The 14,188-nt window shown below is 49.7% G+C and carries 12 protein-coding genes, 2 tRNA genes and 1 pseudogene; 6 read left to right on the top strand and 9 right to left on the bottom strand.

Annotated elements, in window-relative coordinates; all coding sequences use genetic code 11:
• Window positions 1-187 precede the first annotated feature (187 nt).
• The gene (locus ACYVH9_RS30715) at window positions 188-1,306 is read left to right on the top strand and encodes a redoxin domain-containing protein (protein WP_460640287.1); all 1,119 of its coding nucleotides are present in this window, start codon (window positions 188-190) and stop codon (window positions 1,304-1,306) included.
• 1 nt (window position 1,307) lies between these two features.
• On the opposite strand, the pseudogene ACYVH9_RS30720 reads toward ACYVH9_RS30715, so the two are convergent.
• A pseudogene (locus ACYVH9_RS30720) lies at window positions 1,308-1,512 on the bottom strand (IS982 family transposase); the annotation flags it as partial.
• A 327-nt stretch (window positions 1,513-1,839) separates the two neighbouring features.
• Between ACYVH9_RS30720 and ACYVH9_RS30725 the strand changes: the two are divergent.
• Window positions 1,840-2,358 (top strand): DinB family protein, encoded by a 519-nt coding sequence (locus ACYVH9_RS30725; protein ID WP_460640288.1) that lies wholly within the window; start codon window positions 1,840-1,842, stop codon window positions 2,356-2,358.
• 1,137 nt (window positions 2,359-3,495) lie between these two features.
• On the opposite strand, the gene ACYVH9_RS30730 is transcribed toward ACYVH9_RS30725, so the two are convergent.
• The 6 genes from ACYVH9_RS30730 to ACYVH9_RS30755 all read right to left on the bottom strand — a co-directional run bounded on the left by ACYVH9_RS30730 (window position 3,496) and on the right by ACYVH9_RS30755 (window position 8,323).
• Window positions 3,496-3,583, bottom strand: a tRNA-Ser gene (locus ACYVH9_RS30730).
• Between the two features lie 62 nt (window positions 3,584-3,645).
• The gene (locus tag ACYVH9_RS30735) at window positions 3,646-4,716 is read right to left on the bottom strand and encodes an asparaginase (RefSeq protein WP_460640289.1); all 1,071 of its coding nucleotides are present in this window, start codon (window positions 4,714-4,716) and stop codon (window positions 3,646-3,648) included.
• Window positions 4,716-5,495 carry a TatD family hydrolase gene (locus ACYVH9_RS30740; protein ID WP_460640290.1) on the bottom strand — a complete coding sequence of 260 codons (780 nt, stop codon included), beginning with the start codon at window positions 5,493-5,495 and terminating at the stop codon, window positions 4,716-4,718. The genes ACYVH9_RS30735 and ACYVH9_RS30740 overlap by 1 nt, the downstream gene beginning before the upstream one ends.
• A 75-nt stretch (window positions 5,496-5,570) precedes the next feature.
• Window positions 5,571-6,206: a polysaccharide deacetylase family protein gene (locus ACYVH9_RS30745; protein ID WP_460640291.1), complete on the bottom strand. Its 636-nt coding sequence runs from the start codon at window positions 6,204-6,206 to the stop codon at window positions 5,571-5,573.
• A 29-nt stretch (window positions 6,207-6,235) separates the two neighbouring features.
• The gene (locus ACYVH9_RS30750) at window positions 6,236-7,360 is read right to left on the bottom strand and encodes a glycosyltransferase family 2 protein (protein WP_460640292.1); all 1,125 of its coding nucleotides are present in this window, start codon (window positions 7,358-7,360) and stop codon (window positions 6,236-6,238) included.
• A gap of 6 nt (window positions 7,361-7,366) precedes the next feature.
• Window positions 7,367-8,323: a lysylphosphatidylglycerol synthase domain-containing protein gene (locus ACYVH9_RS30755; protein WP_460640293.1), complete on the bottom strand. Its 957-nt coding sequence runs from the start codon at window positions 8,321-8,323 to the stop codon at window positions 7,367-7,369.
• 71 nt (window positions 8,324-8,394) lie between these two features.
• Here ACYVH9_RS30755 and ruvC point away from each other — a divergent pair, with 71 nt between their 5' ends.
• Window positions 8,395-8,988: a crossover junction endodeoxyribonuclease RuvC gene (gene ruvC / locus ACYVH9_RS30760; protein WP_460640315.1), complete on the top strand. Its 594-nt coding sequence runs from the start codon at window positions 8,395-8,397 to the stop codon at window positions 8,986-8,988.
• A 132-nt stretch (window positions 8,989-9,120) separates the two neighbouring features.
• Window positions 9,121-9,321, top strand: a complete 201-nt coding sequence (locus ACYVH9_RS30765) for a hypothetical protein (RefSeq protein WP_460640294.1) — start codon at window positions 9,121-9,123, stop codon at window positions 9,319-9,321.
• Between the two features lie 7 nt (window positions 9,322-9,328).
• Here ACYVH9_RS30765 and ACYVH9_RS30770 read toward each other — a convergent pair whose 3' ends face one another.
• Window positions 9,329-11,404: a thioredoxin domain-containing protein gene (locus ACYVH9_RS30770; RefSeq protein ID WP_460640295.1), complete on the bottom strand. Its 2,076-nt coding sequence runs from the start codon at window positions 11,402-11,404 to the stop codon at window positions 9,329-9,331.
• 271 nt (window positions 11,405-11,675) lie between these two features.
• Between ACYVH9_RS30770 and ACYVH9_RS30775 the strand changes: the two genes are divergently transcribed.
• A complete protein-coding gene (locus ACYVH9_RS30775; protein ID WP_460640296.1) occupies window positions 11,676-12,995 on the top strand; it encodes an MFS transporter in 1,320 nt (439 codons plus the stop codon).
• A gap of 20 nt (window positions 12,996-13,015) precedes the next feature.
• Window positions 13,016-13,090: transfer RNA gene (locus ACYVH9_RS30780), tRNA-Val, on the top strand.
• 41 nt (window positions 13,091-13,131) lie between these two features.
• Here ACYVH9_RS30780 and ACYVH9_RS30785 read toward each other — a convergent pair.
• Window positions 13,132-14,187, bottom strand: a complete 1,056-nt coding sequence (locus ACYVH9_RS30785; protein ID WP_460640297.1) for a hypothetical protein — start codon at window positions 14,185-14,187, stop codon at window positions 13,132-13,134.
• Window position 14,188: the final 1 nt, after the last annotated feature.

The following is a 14,188-nucleotide window of genomic DNA, read 5'->3' on the forward strand; positions in this document are numbered from 1 at the left end:
TGGCAGGAGGGCATGAAATTACGATCAGAGCAACCACAGAATCAGCCGGATTGGGCTGCTACTGAAGCCGCCTGATGGACTAAACTATTTTAACAAAACTCTCCAACTTTATAGGGGTTGATACAATAACGCACAGCAAAATGTTTGCTACTACTGTTACAATCGCTAACTAATAAACCAAACAATCATGAAATTTTTTCTATTAATTTCATTGCTTTTAAGTCCTGCACTGCTCTGGGCTCAAAGTAGTGTTTATAAGATTGAAGGCAAGTTAGGGAAGGTTCCATCAGGAGCCAAAGTTTATGTGCGCTATGCCGTGGAAAGAACAAAAACCCTTCATTCGGATTCAACTCAGGTTGTGGATGGGTCATTCATCATTTCAGGAACAGTCGATCAACCTTATTATGCTTGGCTTGCTATTGATCAAACACCCATCCGTTTCTATCTAGAACCAGGTATCATCACTGTGACTAGTCCTGACTCTATTCAAAACGCTGTTGTAGGTGGATCACCGATGAATTTTGATCATCAGAAACTAAAAAGATTACTTGAGCCAATTGTGCAGCAATCAGCTCAGTTAGAGAAAGAGCTTCAGGCCGCTACACCAAAATCAAAAGAAGATAAAGATTTTAAAGAAGCTATTGAGAAACGGAAAGAGGCCATTTTTGACGGACAAAATAGTATCAAAGCTCAGTTTATCAAAGACCATCCAACTTCCATGTTGAGTTTGCATTTACTCGATCAGTATACAGATATAAATCATGATTTTACTAGATTAAAGCCTTTGTTTAACAACCTATCAAACACCATTAAAAATAGCAAGCTGGGCAAAGAATACGCAAAGAAATTAGCTCTAATCCAAGTTACTTCAGTAGGAGCACTTGCTCCTGATTTTACCCAAGCTGATACCTCTGGTAAGGCAGTATCTTTGAGTAGCTTTCGGGGAAAGTACGTGCTGGTTGATTTTTGGGCAAGTTGGTGCGGCCCCTGCCGGGCCGAAAATCCGAATATTGTGAAAAACTACCAGCAATACAAAGCCAAAAACTTTACCGTATTAGGAGTTTCACTGGATGGGCGTGGCCCTGAGGGTAAAGAAGCGTGGATGAAAGCTATTTATAAAGACAAACTAGCCTGGACCCACGTTTCGGATCTAAAAAGTTGGGATAATGAGGTAGCGAAGCAATACGCCATTCGGTTTATTCCTCAAAATTTCCTGATAGGCCCTGATGGGAAAATTATTGCTAAAAGTATTCGCGGTGAAGCATTAGGAAGAAAACTGGCTGAAATCCTTGCCAGTAAACCTTAATTCAAGTTGTGAGTTGATCAGAGGCCATGATGAATAACTGAACTTAAGTAAAAAAGCTTGTGCCGTAACGGCGTGAATCTTAGCGGGAGAATGGCCGTTGGTCTGAGAGAACACCGTTTCAATGCGTTGTCGGTTATGTTTTTAAGAAACGCAAAAGATGGCTCATCCTGTCGTTGCGAGTTAGACCGCCGAATGATTATGAACTGAGTAACAGCAAGCAAGGCTGTGGTCAGTGTTTCTGCACCTGAAATTTGGCAACTGATGCCTTCTTGATGGCCTGTGGCTTTTCGAAAGTCGTCTATGAAACAGTAATCTGGCGGCCAGCGCCGTTGCAATCACCTTTTGGAGCATAGCACAGGTAAGGTCGAAGTGTGAAGACTCCAAAATTACCTTCCTGTCATTAAGAAGTAAGAATCTTACAACTGGAATTAATTATTTATAATCGAGTGGGTGTACTGCTGACATACCGTTGTCACTGCCCTGTTTTTTCTTTGTGTTGTCAATCAATCGACAATTTTAAACAATAGCAGGGCATGGAAAACACAGCGCAGCTTAGCCAGACGATGGATCGGACCGTCCTCTCACCCGAGCAACTTCTTGCCCATTGGCAGGGACACCGGGGACTCACCCGTCGGTTGATCGAGGCCTACCCCGACGAGCACTACTTTTCGTATACCTTGGGCGGCATGCGACCTTGTTCGGCGCTGATTGATGAAGTTCTGCTACTGGCCGAACAGAGCATGCAGGGTGTTGTTTCGGGCGAGTGGCCTTCATTTGGCGCGGGTGCGGAGGCTCACCCTAAAGCAACGACAAAGGAGCAGGTACTGAAGCAGTGGGATTGGGTGACCGAGACGATTAATACCCATTGGAGGCAGATTTCACTCACTCGTTTCCAAGAAGTCGATAAGGCGTTTGGTCTGTACGAAGGCCCTATCTACTGGTTTATTTTTTACCTGATTGATAATGAAATTCATCACCGGGGTCAGGCTTACGTTTACCTACGTACCTTAGGCGTAGAACCGCCTGCTTTCTGGGATCGCCCCCAGGTATAGTCCGCCGGTAAGCCGCTTTCAAAAACCTTTGCCAAGCATTATACCGGCAAAGGCTTTTTGTATGGTGCTGGTGGCTACCCAAACAATGATACTTGTTCTTCCAGGAGTGGCCTTTTTATGACTTCATGGATGTAAAGAAAGACTGGGCTGACTCGGCTTCTCAACTTATGGCAACCTTGGCAAACACCTCCATCCAACTAAACCAGCTTATGATTGACTAAAAGCTATTCCTTGTGCTTTTTATACAATCTTTTTAGCTGTTGTTACATTTGCGTTCACATTAGGTTCCAACCTAAACGTAGTTTGTACGATCTGCGAAAGTTGATGCGCAATCTCGCTTCGACCTGTCTTTATATAAAACGGCATCACATAAGATTGGTATTCATCTTCGCCAAAAAAGGATTCTCAGTGAAGGCTCCCCTAGGTGAAACAAGTGTAGCTTCACAAGATGCCTCAATATTCGGTCTGAAACATTTATAGAAGTAAACTAACATAGGCGCAGCTGACAACCCATTTTTTTGTAACATTAGGGGTAATTTTGTCTCCTTCCGTATGAATCCTGTTTTTATTCAAGTGACCAATGCTGACGACCAGATGCCCTGTCTAGTCAATGTGAATTGTATTGAGATGGTAACTCGGACGGCGAGTACGTACTGTACCCTATTTATTCGCGGCCATGCTAAACCGTTAGCGACGCTAACAGACTATAAAGATGTACTATCCTTGATTGAGGAGGCCACCAGCCGTCCGGTAGCAGGACAGTAAGATGCTAGTTTGTAAACCTCTTGGCCTTTTCTATACGGTCCCATAGGCTTTTGCAGCTGCTGTTGTGGAAGTAGCGCTCAGGAGGCTGTACTTTTACCATTTATAAAGACAGGTCTTACGATAGAAATCGCGCTCAACAAACCCTATCTAATTAGCTGGCTAGCTATTCCAGTTCTTGTCTTGCTTGGTTTCTTGTTTCGGCAGTGACCTCGCCCGTTTCGTGCGTCAGTTTTGACTGAAATTTAAGCCAGTTTCCTTTCTATCACACAGTTCAACGAGCTTGTATGCCGATCGATTTTGTTTTCTTGCTATGCAATTGTCTTTTATTACAAAACGAAAAATGCCGCTCCTGTGGCTAGAAACGGCATTTCGCAGAGAGGAAGGGATTCGAACCCTCGATACGCTTGAGACGTATACACACTTTCCAGGCGTGCTCCTTCAACCACTCGGACACCTCTCTGGGTTGAATTGGGATGCAAAGATGACGGTTATTCCTGACATTTACAATCGGTTTTTCGGCATTTACGGGCTCATTTCTCCACAAATCGGGTTAACCAGCCGTTTTTTTATCATTTCAGGGTCGGTTTCATTCGCCAGCAGAAACATCAATTTCGTGACGGCCGCTTCTACCGTACAGTCACTGCCGCTTAGTACGCCGATGGCATCCAACTGTTTACTGGTTTGGTAGCGTCCCTGAGTTACGCGCCCACCGTCGCACTGGGAAACATTGAAGATGATCAGGCCTTGCTGAATAGCATTTTCCAGAGCGTTGAGGAACCAGGCTTCGGTGGGTGCGTTGCCCGCGCCGTAACTTTCCAGCACCAGGCCTTTCAAACCCGGAATGCGTAAAATGGAATTGATGATGGACGGTTGAATACCCGGAAACAACGGTAGAACCACAACCTCAGTGTTCATAGCCTCGTATACAGTCAGCGTTGATTCCGGCTGACAGGGACGAATAAAAGGCTTATTGTACTCGATATTGACGCCAGCCATGGCCAGGTGCGGGTAATTTTCCGAATGGAAGGCGTTGAAATGAACACTTTCTTTCTTTTTAGCGCGGTTACCCCGCAGGAGCAGTGAGTTAAAATAAATACAGACTTCCGGTACGATCGGCTCACCATTTTCCTGCGCTGCCGCAATCTCCATGGCGGTGATGAAATTTTCGCGGGCGTCCGACCGGGCTACGCCAATGGGCAACTGCGCTCCCGTCAGAATAACCGGTTTGTTCAATCCTTCCAGCAAAAAACTCAGGGCCGAAGCGGTATAGGCCATTGTATCGGTTCCGTGCAGAATGACAAAGCTGTCGTACGCCGTATAGTTATCCCGGATGATACGGGCCAGATTGATCCAGTTCGACGGTTTCATGTTCGACGAATCAATCAGCTCGTCCAGAACAATAACCGTTAGTTCAAAATCCAACCGCCGGATTTCAGGAACCCGATCCAGAATTTGTTCAAAATCGAAGGGAACCAACTGGTCGTTATGGCGGTCATAAACCATACCGAGGGTGCCTCCGGTGTATATCACCAGAACGGATGAGCGGGAGTGGTCGGGCAAAACCGGATTGATGCGAATGGTACGGTACATCATCAACGAGGGAGAAGTTGCTGGGCGTTTTGGGTGGTTTGCCCAATGACTTGCTCCAGTGGAACTTGTTTTAGATCAGCAACTCGCTGGGCAATGAGACTAAGGTAAGCGGGCTCGTTGCGTTTGCCCCGATAGGGAACAGGTGCCAGGTAAGGCGCGTCGGTTTCGAGCACCAGGTGTTCCAGACCAATGTATGGAATGACTTGGTCTAGACCGCCGTTTTTGAACGTTGAAACTCCGCCAATGCCCAACTTGAAGCCCAGTTCAATGGCGCGGTGGGCTTCATCGGTCGTTCCCACGAAACAATGGAAAATACCGGTCAGGTTAGGCAAAGCCAGTTTTTCAATCAAATCGGCTGCTTCGGCAAAGGCGTTGCGGCTACCATCTTTCGCTGAACGGCTGTGAATGGAAATCGGTAAATTTCGCTGTGAAGCCCATTGAAGCTGAATGGTAAAGGCTTCAAACTGGCGATCGATATGGGTCAGATCCCAGTAAAAGTCCAGCCCAATTTCGCCAATGAACGGAAAGGGGTAACGGTTTAACCAGTTTTCAACCGTAGCCAGTTCGTTTTCAACGGTTTCGTTCACGTAGCAGGGGTGCAGACCCATCATGGGCAGGCAGCGATTGGGATAGCGCTCGGCGAGTGCCATCATACCATCGATGGTTTCGGCTGCGCAGTTCGGCATCCAAATCTGGAAGATGCCCTGCGCGGAGGCAGCCGCCAGCATGGATTCCGGATCGGTAAACTGGTCGTCGTAAATATGAGCGTGCGTATCAATCATGAATAGCGGGGTCTTTCCAGACCACTTGAGTCGGTAATGAGTAATAAAGTAGTAAACTAAGGCGGGCGTCGAGCGTCACGGGTGCGAAACGGTTTGCGGTAAACCGTCGAAGCGGAAACCTTGTTCTGAAAAATGGGACAGAAACCGGGGCAGGGCGTAACTCATTCGGGGCCAGGCCTTGATGCTATCGTGAAACAGAATAATGGAACCGGGCTCTGTATAGTTCAGGGATTTATGCAAAACAACATCCGGCTTCAGGGATAACGAAAAGTCACCCGTTAGCACATCCCACATAATGACATCGTGTGTTTTCAACACCTCCGTCCCCTGGCTGCGTTTCATTCGGCCGTACGGTGGACGGAAAAGCCGGGTCGGAATGCCCAGTTGCTGCTGACACTGCCGAAAGTTGTCCAGGTACGGCTTGTCTTCCGTTTTCCAGCCATTGAGGTGATTAAACGTGTGATTGCCAATGGAATGGCCATCCTGCTGCACGCGCTGGAAGATGGCCGGATGCTTGCGGACATTGTCGCCGATGCAGAAAAAGGTGGCATGAGCCCGGTATTGTTGCAGAGTTTCCAGGACAAATTCGGTTACCTCCGGAATCGGGCCATCGTCGAACGTAAGGTAGATGACTTTTTCCGGCGTTTTCACGCGCCAGGTATACCGCGGAAAAACGGCACGAAGCAGGAAATTGGTTTTATGCAAAAACATAACAGCTGATCAGGGCGAGTTATAAACCATCAGCGGAGGGTGCGACCCTTCCATTGAAAACCTTTCTGCTGGGCAACCAGACCGAAAAAAACAACGTAAAGTGGATAAACCAGCTGGGTGAACGGAATCCAGCCGACTAGCCGTTTTTTCTCCAAGAACGTCAGCACCGACCCCAAAAATAACCACTCCGGCACAGCTTTCAAGGCCATCAGGCCGATAAGTTGGGCGATCGAAAGATTCCCGAAAAAATAAAAAAGAGGAGCTGCCAGAAAAGCAAAGTTGCTGGCAAAGATAAAAACCGCCAGCAGCGACGGCACAATACTCTGGTAAGCCCGCCATTTACTGGCCCACCGTTTTCGCTGCTGATAAAAGGCGCGCAGCGTGGGTTGCGGGGCTGTATGAACAATGGCGTCCGGACTTTTTAAAAATCTAACACCGTTAGGGTAACGTATGGCGACCTTATGCATCAGCAGTTCATCGTCGCCGGAAGCCACATGGTCGATGCCTTCAAAGCCGCCTACTTCTTCAAAAACGCGCTTTTCGTAGGTTAGATTAGCACCATTGCACATGGTCGGAAAGCCAATCGCCATCGTACACGCACCCGACCCAATCAGGCTGCTGCTTTCGACGGTTTGCAGGTTGCCAAAAACCGTATGGTCGGGAGTAAAGCTAATGGGGCCGCTGATCAGCCGGGCTCCGGTTTGCTGATAAAAGGCCGCAATGGTTGCGAGCCAGCGGGGACCCACGCGACAGTCGCCGTCGGTGGTAACGATAAGATCGCCGGTTGCCCTTGTGATGCTCTGGCGAATGGCCCGTTTCTTGGGAGAGGTGGTCGGTTCGTTCGTCAGGGGGAGCGCACGGAGGGAATATGGCATGACGCCCTGGAGCGAATGGATGACTTTTAAGGTATTATCAGTTGAGGAGTCGTCGGCAACAATGACTTCAAAACAATCGGCAGGGTAACTTTGCTGTTGCAGATCCTTCAGCAGGAGCGGCAGCGTAAACTCTTCGTTCCGCACCGGAATGATGACGCTGATTTTGGGGCCTGTTGTGGTCGGTGAATCGGTAAAAACCGTCATTCGCCACCAGATGACCGCCAGTACAAACGTGAAAAAAGCATAAATCAATAATATACTTAAAACCGTATAGATCATTAGTAATCAATTGGTTGAAAGTTTTAATTTCCAGACCCAGAATAAACCGGCTAGCACGGGGGCCATAATGTTAAACAGCCAGAGCGTCAGGGTTGCCGACAGAATTTGGGGGGCGGGTACCTGCCATTGGCCAAAGACCCAGAGCGAGGTAGCCTCCCGAACGCCCAGGTCACTCAGCAGGTTGAACGCCGGGATGATCGTCTTGCCTAAATAAACCAGACCAATACCGGTAGCGGTTTCCCGAAACGGCAATTGAATCCCGAAAATGAGCAGCGCCAGGTAGAATTGGAGCGAGAACGTCAGATACCGAACACAGGCCGCTCCAAAAGCGTAAAGGAGTTCGGCGGTGGTGTAATAAGCCGCTACGACCCAGTATTTTTCCCAGCGACGAATCCACCGAATGTCGGTATGGGCCAAACGGTGCCGTTGCCAGGCCGCCACCCCACCGAGCAAAAGAGTCAGAAGCAGGGCCCAGAACAACAACCATTGAACGGTTGGCTGCGGGGATTTTCCACCTTGAAGCTGAACATATAGCGCCACTGTACCAAAAAGGACGGCGGCAAAAAACTGCATACCGCCCGAAACCAGTGCGGCTCCGATGCCCTGCCAGCGTTGGTCGGAGCGGAGGGAGAGCAGTCGCCCGGCGGTATCGCCCAGCTGAGCCGGCAACGCAAACCCCATGGCGAGTCCCGCCAGAACTCCCTGGGTGGCCTGTTTCAGCGAAATGGGTTCGACGCGCCGAACGAGGATTTGCCATTTCAGGGCTTCCAGCAACCAGTTGACGGGAGTCAGCAAAATGAGCAGAAAAGCCGGAATGCTGAACCAGCTGGCCGATTGCCAATACCCCCAGACGGAACGAAGGTCGTGCTGCTGACGGTTTAGTGTCAACGCTATGTAGGTGACAATCAGCGTTAGAATGCCGATTTTTGACCAAAAAACGATTTTTTTAGTGGTCGAATGCATTCTTTGAGGGATGAACCCGTTACTTTGCATATAGTAAATGCTAAAACACCGTACGACTAAAAACCATGCCCATGCCAGCTCCCGCTTCCCATCAAGAGTCGTACGAAAAGATTATTCTGGGGGTCGATCCTGGCACTCAGATTGCCGGTTATGGAGTCATCGGAGTCCAGCGGGATCAGATGCGGATGTTGCAATACGGTGTCATTCACCTGAGCAAATATAGCACCCACGAACTGAAACTTAAGAAACTCTTTGATCGGATGCAGCAACTGATCGAAGAACACCTTCCCGATGAAATGGCCATCGAAGACCCGTTTTTTGGTAAAAACGTTCAGGCAATGCTGAAATTAGGTCGGGCGCAGGGTGTTGTGATGGCTGCCGGTCTCTCCCGCGGGATTCCCATTGTGGAATACGCCCCCCGCCGGATTAAACAATCGGTAACCGGCAACGGGAATGCGTCGAAAGAACAGGTGTCGCACATGGTTAGCCACTTGTTGAAGGTCGAACTGGAGCCGGAATTTTTTGATGCCACCGATGCGCTGGCTATCGCGATTTGCCATCATTTCCACAAGGATGCATTGCCGGGTAAAAAATCAACCGGTAAAAAGTCGAAAAAAGGAGGATGGTCTGCTTTCATCAATGAGAATCCGGGCCGACTCTCCTGATGCCCGGTGAAATACCGTACAATCGCGGCCCAAAACAGGGGAAACTACGCATACAGAATCCGTTATTGTCTTCTACCTTTGTCAAACGGATCACCGCTCGAATAAGAGCGTTTGTAAAAGGATCAAATACCTATGAGAAAGTTAGTTGGGCATCGGCTGATGTTAGCCGGATTTTATCTGGTTATTGGATTAGTATTAACGATTCTGGGTCGGACGCAGGCTTTGACCAAAAACCAAAAAGGAATCGGGAAAGCGTCGACCATCAACCAACAAATTGTTTCCGCGTTTCGGCATTTGATGGCGGAGGACGTAAAAATAACGACTGTGCAGTAATTACTCTTTAGCCGCGATTCAAATTCGCAAACGCATCTTCTACCTGGGTAACCGGCAATTGGCAGGCTCGGTTGTAGCAAACATAAATTGCGGTTTGCCCATTGATCGGTGTCCGGTTTTCCAGCAAGGGCAACTGGCTACCCGTTTCGGTCCCCGCCAGCACTTTATTGGGATAAAACCGTTGATCAATTTCCCGCCGAAGCCGGCTCGCTTCCGGCCCCACGATGGCAATTTCGGCCGTGGGTTGCACACGTAACGCATACAGAGCGGCCCAATGAGTCAGGTAATCCGCATTTTGCTGGAGCAACGACTGCACCCGTCCCATCATTGCGTCCAGTATTTGGGTATAGGCTGGCTCACCTTCGATGGGCCGTTCCAGCAATAAACCAAGGGTATACAAATTGTGGGCCATCATGGAGTTGGACGCTGGAATGACATTGTCGAACACTTCTTTCTTCCGGGCAATCAGAGCTTCCCCGGCCTGATCGGTAAAATAAAACAGGTGATCCTGTTCATCCCAGAAATGATCGAGTGTATACCGGGCCAAACGATCGGCTTCGAGCAGGTAGGATTCGTTGAACGTAGCCTGATAGAGCGCCAGGAAACCGTCAATAACGGCGGCATAATCTTCCAGATACGCCGTAATCGTGGCGATTCCTGAACCATCTGGGGCACTGCTCGGGCTGGATTTGTAGCTATGCCACAGGCGGCCTGTGGTCGAATTGGTCATTTTTTCCTGAATAAAACGGGCATTGCGTTCGGCCAGGGCCAGAAAAGAGACTTCGCCGAAAACCCGGTAAGCAGTCACCAACCCCTTCATCATCAGGCCGTTCCAGGAGCACAGAATCTTATCGTCCAGGCCGGGCCGAATCCGCTGATCGCGGACGGCCATCAATTTTTGGTGGGATCTTGAGAGTTTGACGTCCAATTCTGCTGCGGTCAGGCCCTGCATGCGGGCGAAGTCTTCATCCGATACTACGCGGTGCAGAATGTTCCGGCCTACGCCATCGTGTTCTTCCCAATTGCCCTCGGGGCTGATGTGATACAACTCGCTGAACCAACCGAAATCGTCGCCCAGAATGGTTTGCAGCTCCGCCGTGGGCCAGGTATAAAACTTGCCTTCCACGCCCTCGCTATCAGCATCCAGCGCCGAATAAAAGCCGCCTTCCGGACTGGTCAATTCACGCTCCAGAAAGGCGATGGTCTGGAAAACCGTGTTGCGATACAGGGGGCTTGGCGCCAGGCTATACGCTTCTGAGTAAAGGGTTACCAACTGCCCGTTGTCGTACAGCATTTTCTCGAAATGGGGCGCAAACCACTGATCATCTACGGAATACCGGGCAAATCCGCCCCCCAGCTGGTCGTAAATACCGCCAAGGGCCATAAAATCCAGGGTTCGACGCAGGTGCTGAAGAGCTTCCGGATTTTGGGTGACGTGGTAGTACCGAAGCAGAAAACCGTAGATACTCGGCATCGGGAATTTGGGAGCCCGGCGTGGTCCCCCTTTCAGCGGGTCGAAAGAGGTGGCCAGTTTCTGGTACATGGCATCGAGCTGTTCGCGGGTGAAGGCCGGGGCTGTATCGGTCAGGTAGTATTGTTCGGCAACACTCATATTCAGTTGGTTGGCAAAGCCTTCCGCCGAATCGGCCAGTTGATCCCGGTGATTGTCGAACGCCGAGCGCACGCTCTCGAGCAGGTTGATCCACTGGCGGGGCGGCAGGTACGTCAGGCCGTAGAAGGGTTTTGCGTCGGGCATCAGAAAAACATTCAACGGCCAGCCGCCCTGAACGCCCATCGCCTGCACGGCATCCATGTAAATGGCGTCAACGTCGGGCCGCTCTTCCCGATCTACCTTGATACAGACAAAGTAGTTGTTCATCACCCGGGCTACCTGTTCGTTTTCAAAGGACTCCCGTTCCATCACATGGCACCAGTGACAGGCTGAATAGCCGATGCTGACCAGAATAGGTTTATTTTCCTGTGCGGCTTTCTGGAGTGCTTCGGGCCCCCACGGAAACCAGTCGACCGGGTTGTGGGCGTGTTGCAACAAATAAGGGCTACTTTCCTGGGCAAGTCGATTCATCTTGAGTACAATTCAGAAAGGCGGTGAACTCTAGGCTTAACCCCGAAAAATCCCCAGAAGTTTAGTGGAATGATTATTTTTGGCCCGTAAATAAGGATTCGGGAGCTATTGGCCAATCGGCAGGAAGTGGTTAAACCATTCGGGTCACTCCGGCGAAGCCAGGACGCGTGATTACTCCAAATTTCCGTTTATTTTTACGATCAATACGGTACGGCACAAGTGGAGAATCTGGAGTTGATTTTCTCTTCATGGCTTAAATCTACCCTTTTTCATGAAAAACAATCCGCGAGTCATTAATGCCTGGTGTTTGTACGATTGGGCGAATTCGGTGCATTCTCTGGTCATCGTTTCCAGTATTTTTCCGGTTTATTTTAGTGCCACGGCACTGAACGAAACGGGCGGAAATGTCATTGATTTTCTGGGGTTTTCGGTCAAAAACTCGGTGTTGTTCTCGTATGCCGTTTCGGCTTCTTTTCTATTAATTGCTCTGTTAAGCCCCATTTCCTCCGCCCTGGCCGATTACAGCGGGCAGAAAAAAACGTTCATGAAGTTTTTCTGTTTTCTGGGGGCCATTAGTTGTTCGCTGCTGTATTTCTTTACGCAGGAGACCACCACGTTTGCGGTTTTCTGCTTTATTCTCAGTCTGGTGGGCTGGGGCGGAAGTATTGTTTTTTACAATTCGTACCTGCCCGAAATTGTTACTGAAGACCAGATTGACCGGGTTAGTGCCCGGGGTTTTACGATGGGGTATATCGGGAGCGTGCTGCTGATGGTATTCAACCTGACGATGATTCTGTTTCCGCAGTGGTACGGCGGAATATCCGGGGCGATGGCTTCCCGAATCTCCTTTCTGACGGTTGGTATCTGGTGGATTGGATTTGCCCTGCTGTCGTTTCGCTATTTGCCGGAAGCCGAACGGCCAGTTCGCGCCGAAGCGGGGAATAGCTGGATTTTCAACGGTTTTCGGGAGTTAAAAAAGGTGTTTGCGCAGGTACAGCAGCAGCAACTCCTCAAGAAATTTTTGCTGGCGTTTTTTGTTTACAACATGGCCGTTCAGACCGTCATGTATATCGCCACCATTTTCGGGAGTGATGAATTGAAGCTACCCGCCCAGAGCCTGATTATTACCATTCTGCTGATTCAGCTCATTGCCATTCCGGGCGCTATTCTATTTGCGCGCTTGTCGGGGCGATTTGGCAATATTTATGCGTTGATGATGGCCGTTGCGATCTGGGTCGGCATTTGCGTCGGAGCCTATTACGTCATGACCGAATACCAGTTTTACGCGCTGGCGGTTTTGGTGGGCCTCGTCATGGGCGGTATTCAGGCGCTTTCCCGGGCTACGTACTCCAAGCTGATTCCGGATACTACGCGTGATACAGCGTCTTTTTTTAGCTTTTATGATGTTACCGAAAAACTTTCCATCGTGATCGGGACCCTCATGTATGGCCTGATTGAACAAATCACGGGCAGCATGCGCAACAGCGTACTGGCTCTGTTGCTGCTGTTTATCATTGGCTTACTGCTTTTGTGGCGGATTCCTTCACAAAAAGTTTACAGAGTGCCATTGCAAACTGAAGAAATCTCCTAATTTTGTGACCCGAAACACGCAGGATGTTAGCTCAGTTGGTTCAGAGCGCCGTCTTGACAGGGCGGAGGTCAGCGGTTCGAGCCCGCTACATCCTACTTCCAAAGCTTATCACAAACCGTGGTAAGCTTTTTTGTTGTTAACGGGTGGGCGGGTTTTCCAGCAATTTTTGGGTTACCGCCTGCATCCAGATCAGTCGCCCCTGACAGTTCCAGTGCGCATCACTGGTTTCGTACAGCAACGTTTGGCGGGCCTGCGCCTGGTAAGCGTTGTAAACGTCGATGGTCGGCACCGCAAGCTGTGGATGTTGCTGCACGCGTTCGATCAGGTGGTTGTAGGGAAGCGGGCCCATGTTTGGAGCGTAAATACTCGTTTTGTTCGGGATGATCGACAGATACACCTGGTCAAACCCTAATTTCCTGTACCGATCCGCCACGACATTGATGGTATCGATATAGCGGTTCAGCAGCGTATCGGGAAGTGGTTTGAACGACGAATAATGCATCGTCGTATCCGTGTCGTAATAATACAGCAAATGCTGCCCGTCGGGCGACACGGATGTTTTTGGGTTTGCCCGGTTAAACCACTGGAAGGTTAGCCAGGCTTTTAACTCCTTGAACCAGAGCGCCCAGTCTGCATAAAAGAGGATAGTTTCGAGCCGGGCTTCAACGGCATCCCGGGAAAACAATTCCTCCAGCGCATGCGTCATACTGCGCCAAGTCAACGGTGGGTTGGGAGCGGGAACGGTTTTGCTGGTGTCGGAAACGATCGCCAGCTCTGTGATGTGCTTTCCGAAATGATCCCGAAAATGCCGTTCGACGGTTTCAAGCAGGAGAATATTGGTTTTCGAGGTATCGAGCTGAACGCGCTGCGGAACATCCCACTGCGTTCGGTGGAAATACTCGACCGGTAAATCCTGGCGGCCCAGGCGCTGGGGTTCGGAAAAGCTGTCGCCAATGATGTAGAAATGGATGGGCTTGCGGGGACCGTCATCGGGGTAGGCGGGGGGGCAGGGCGTTTGAACGGCTTTGAACTGGGGCAAATTCGCGAGCCGGTATAAATCACCAAACCGGTAATCGTCGGCAATGATTCGTTCCCGCTGTGCCCAATTCATGACATCCGACGAACAACTTCCGACATAAACCAGAATCGAAACCAACAAAATGAGATACCGGGCTAAAACGCCAATTTTCATA

Source organism: Larkinella harenae, assembly GCF_054780515.1.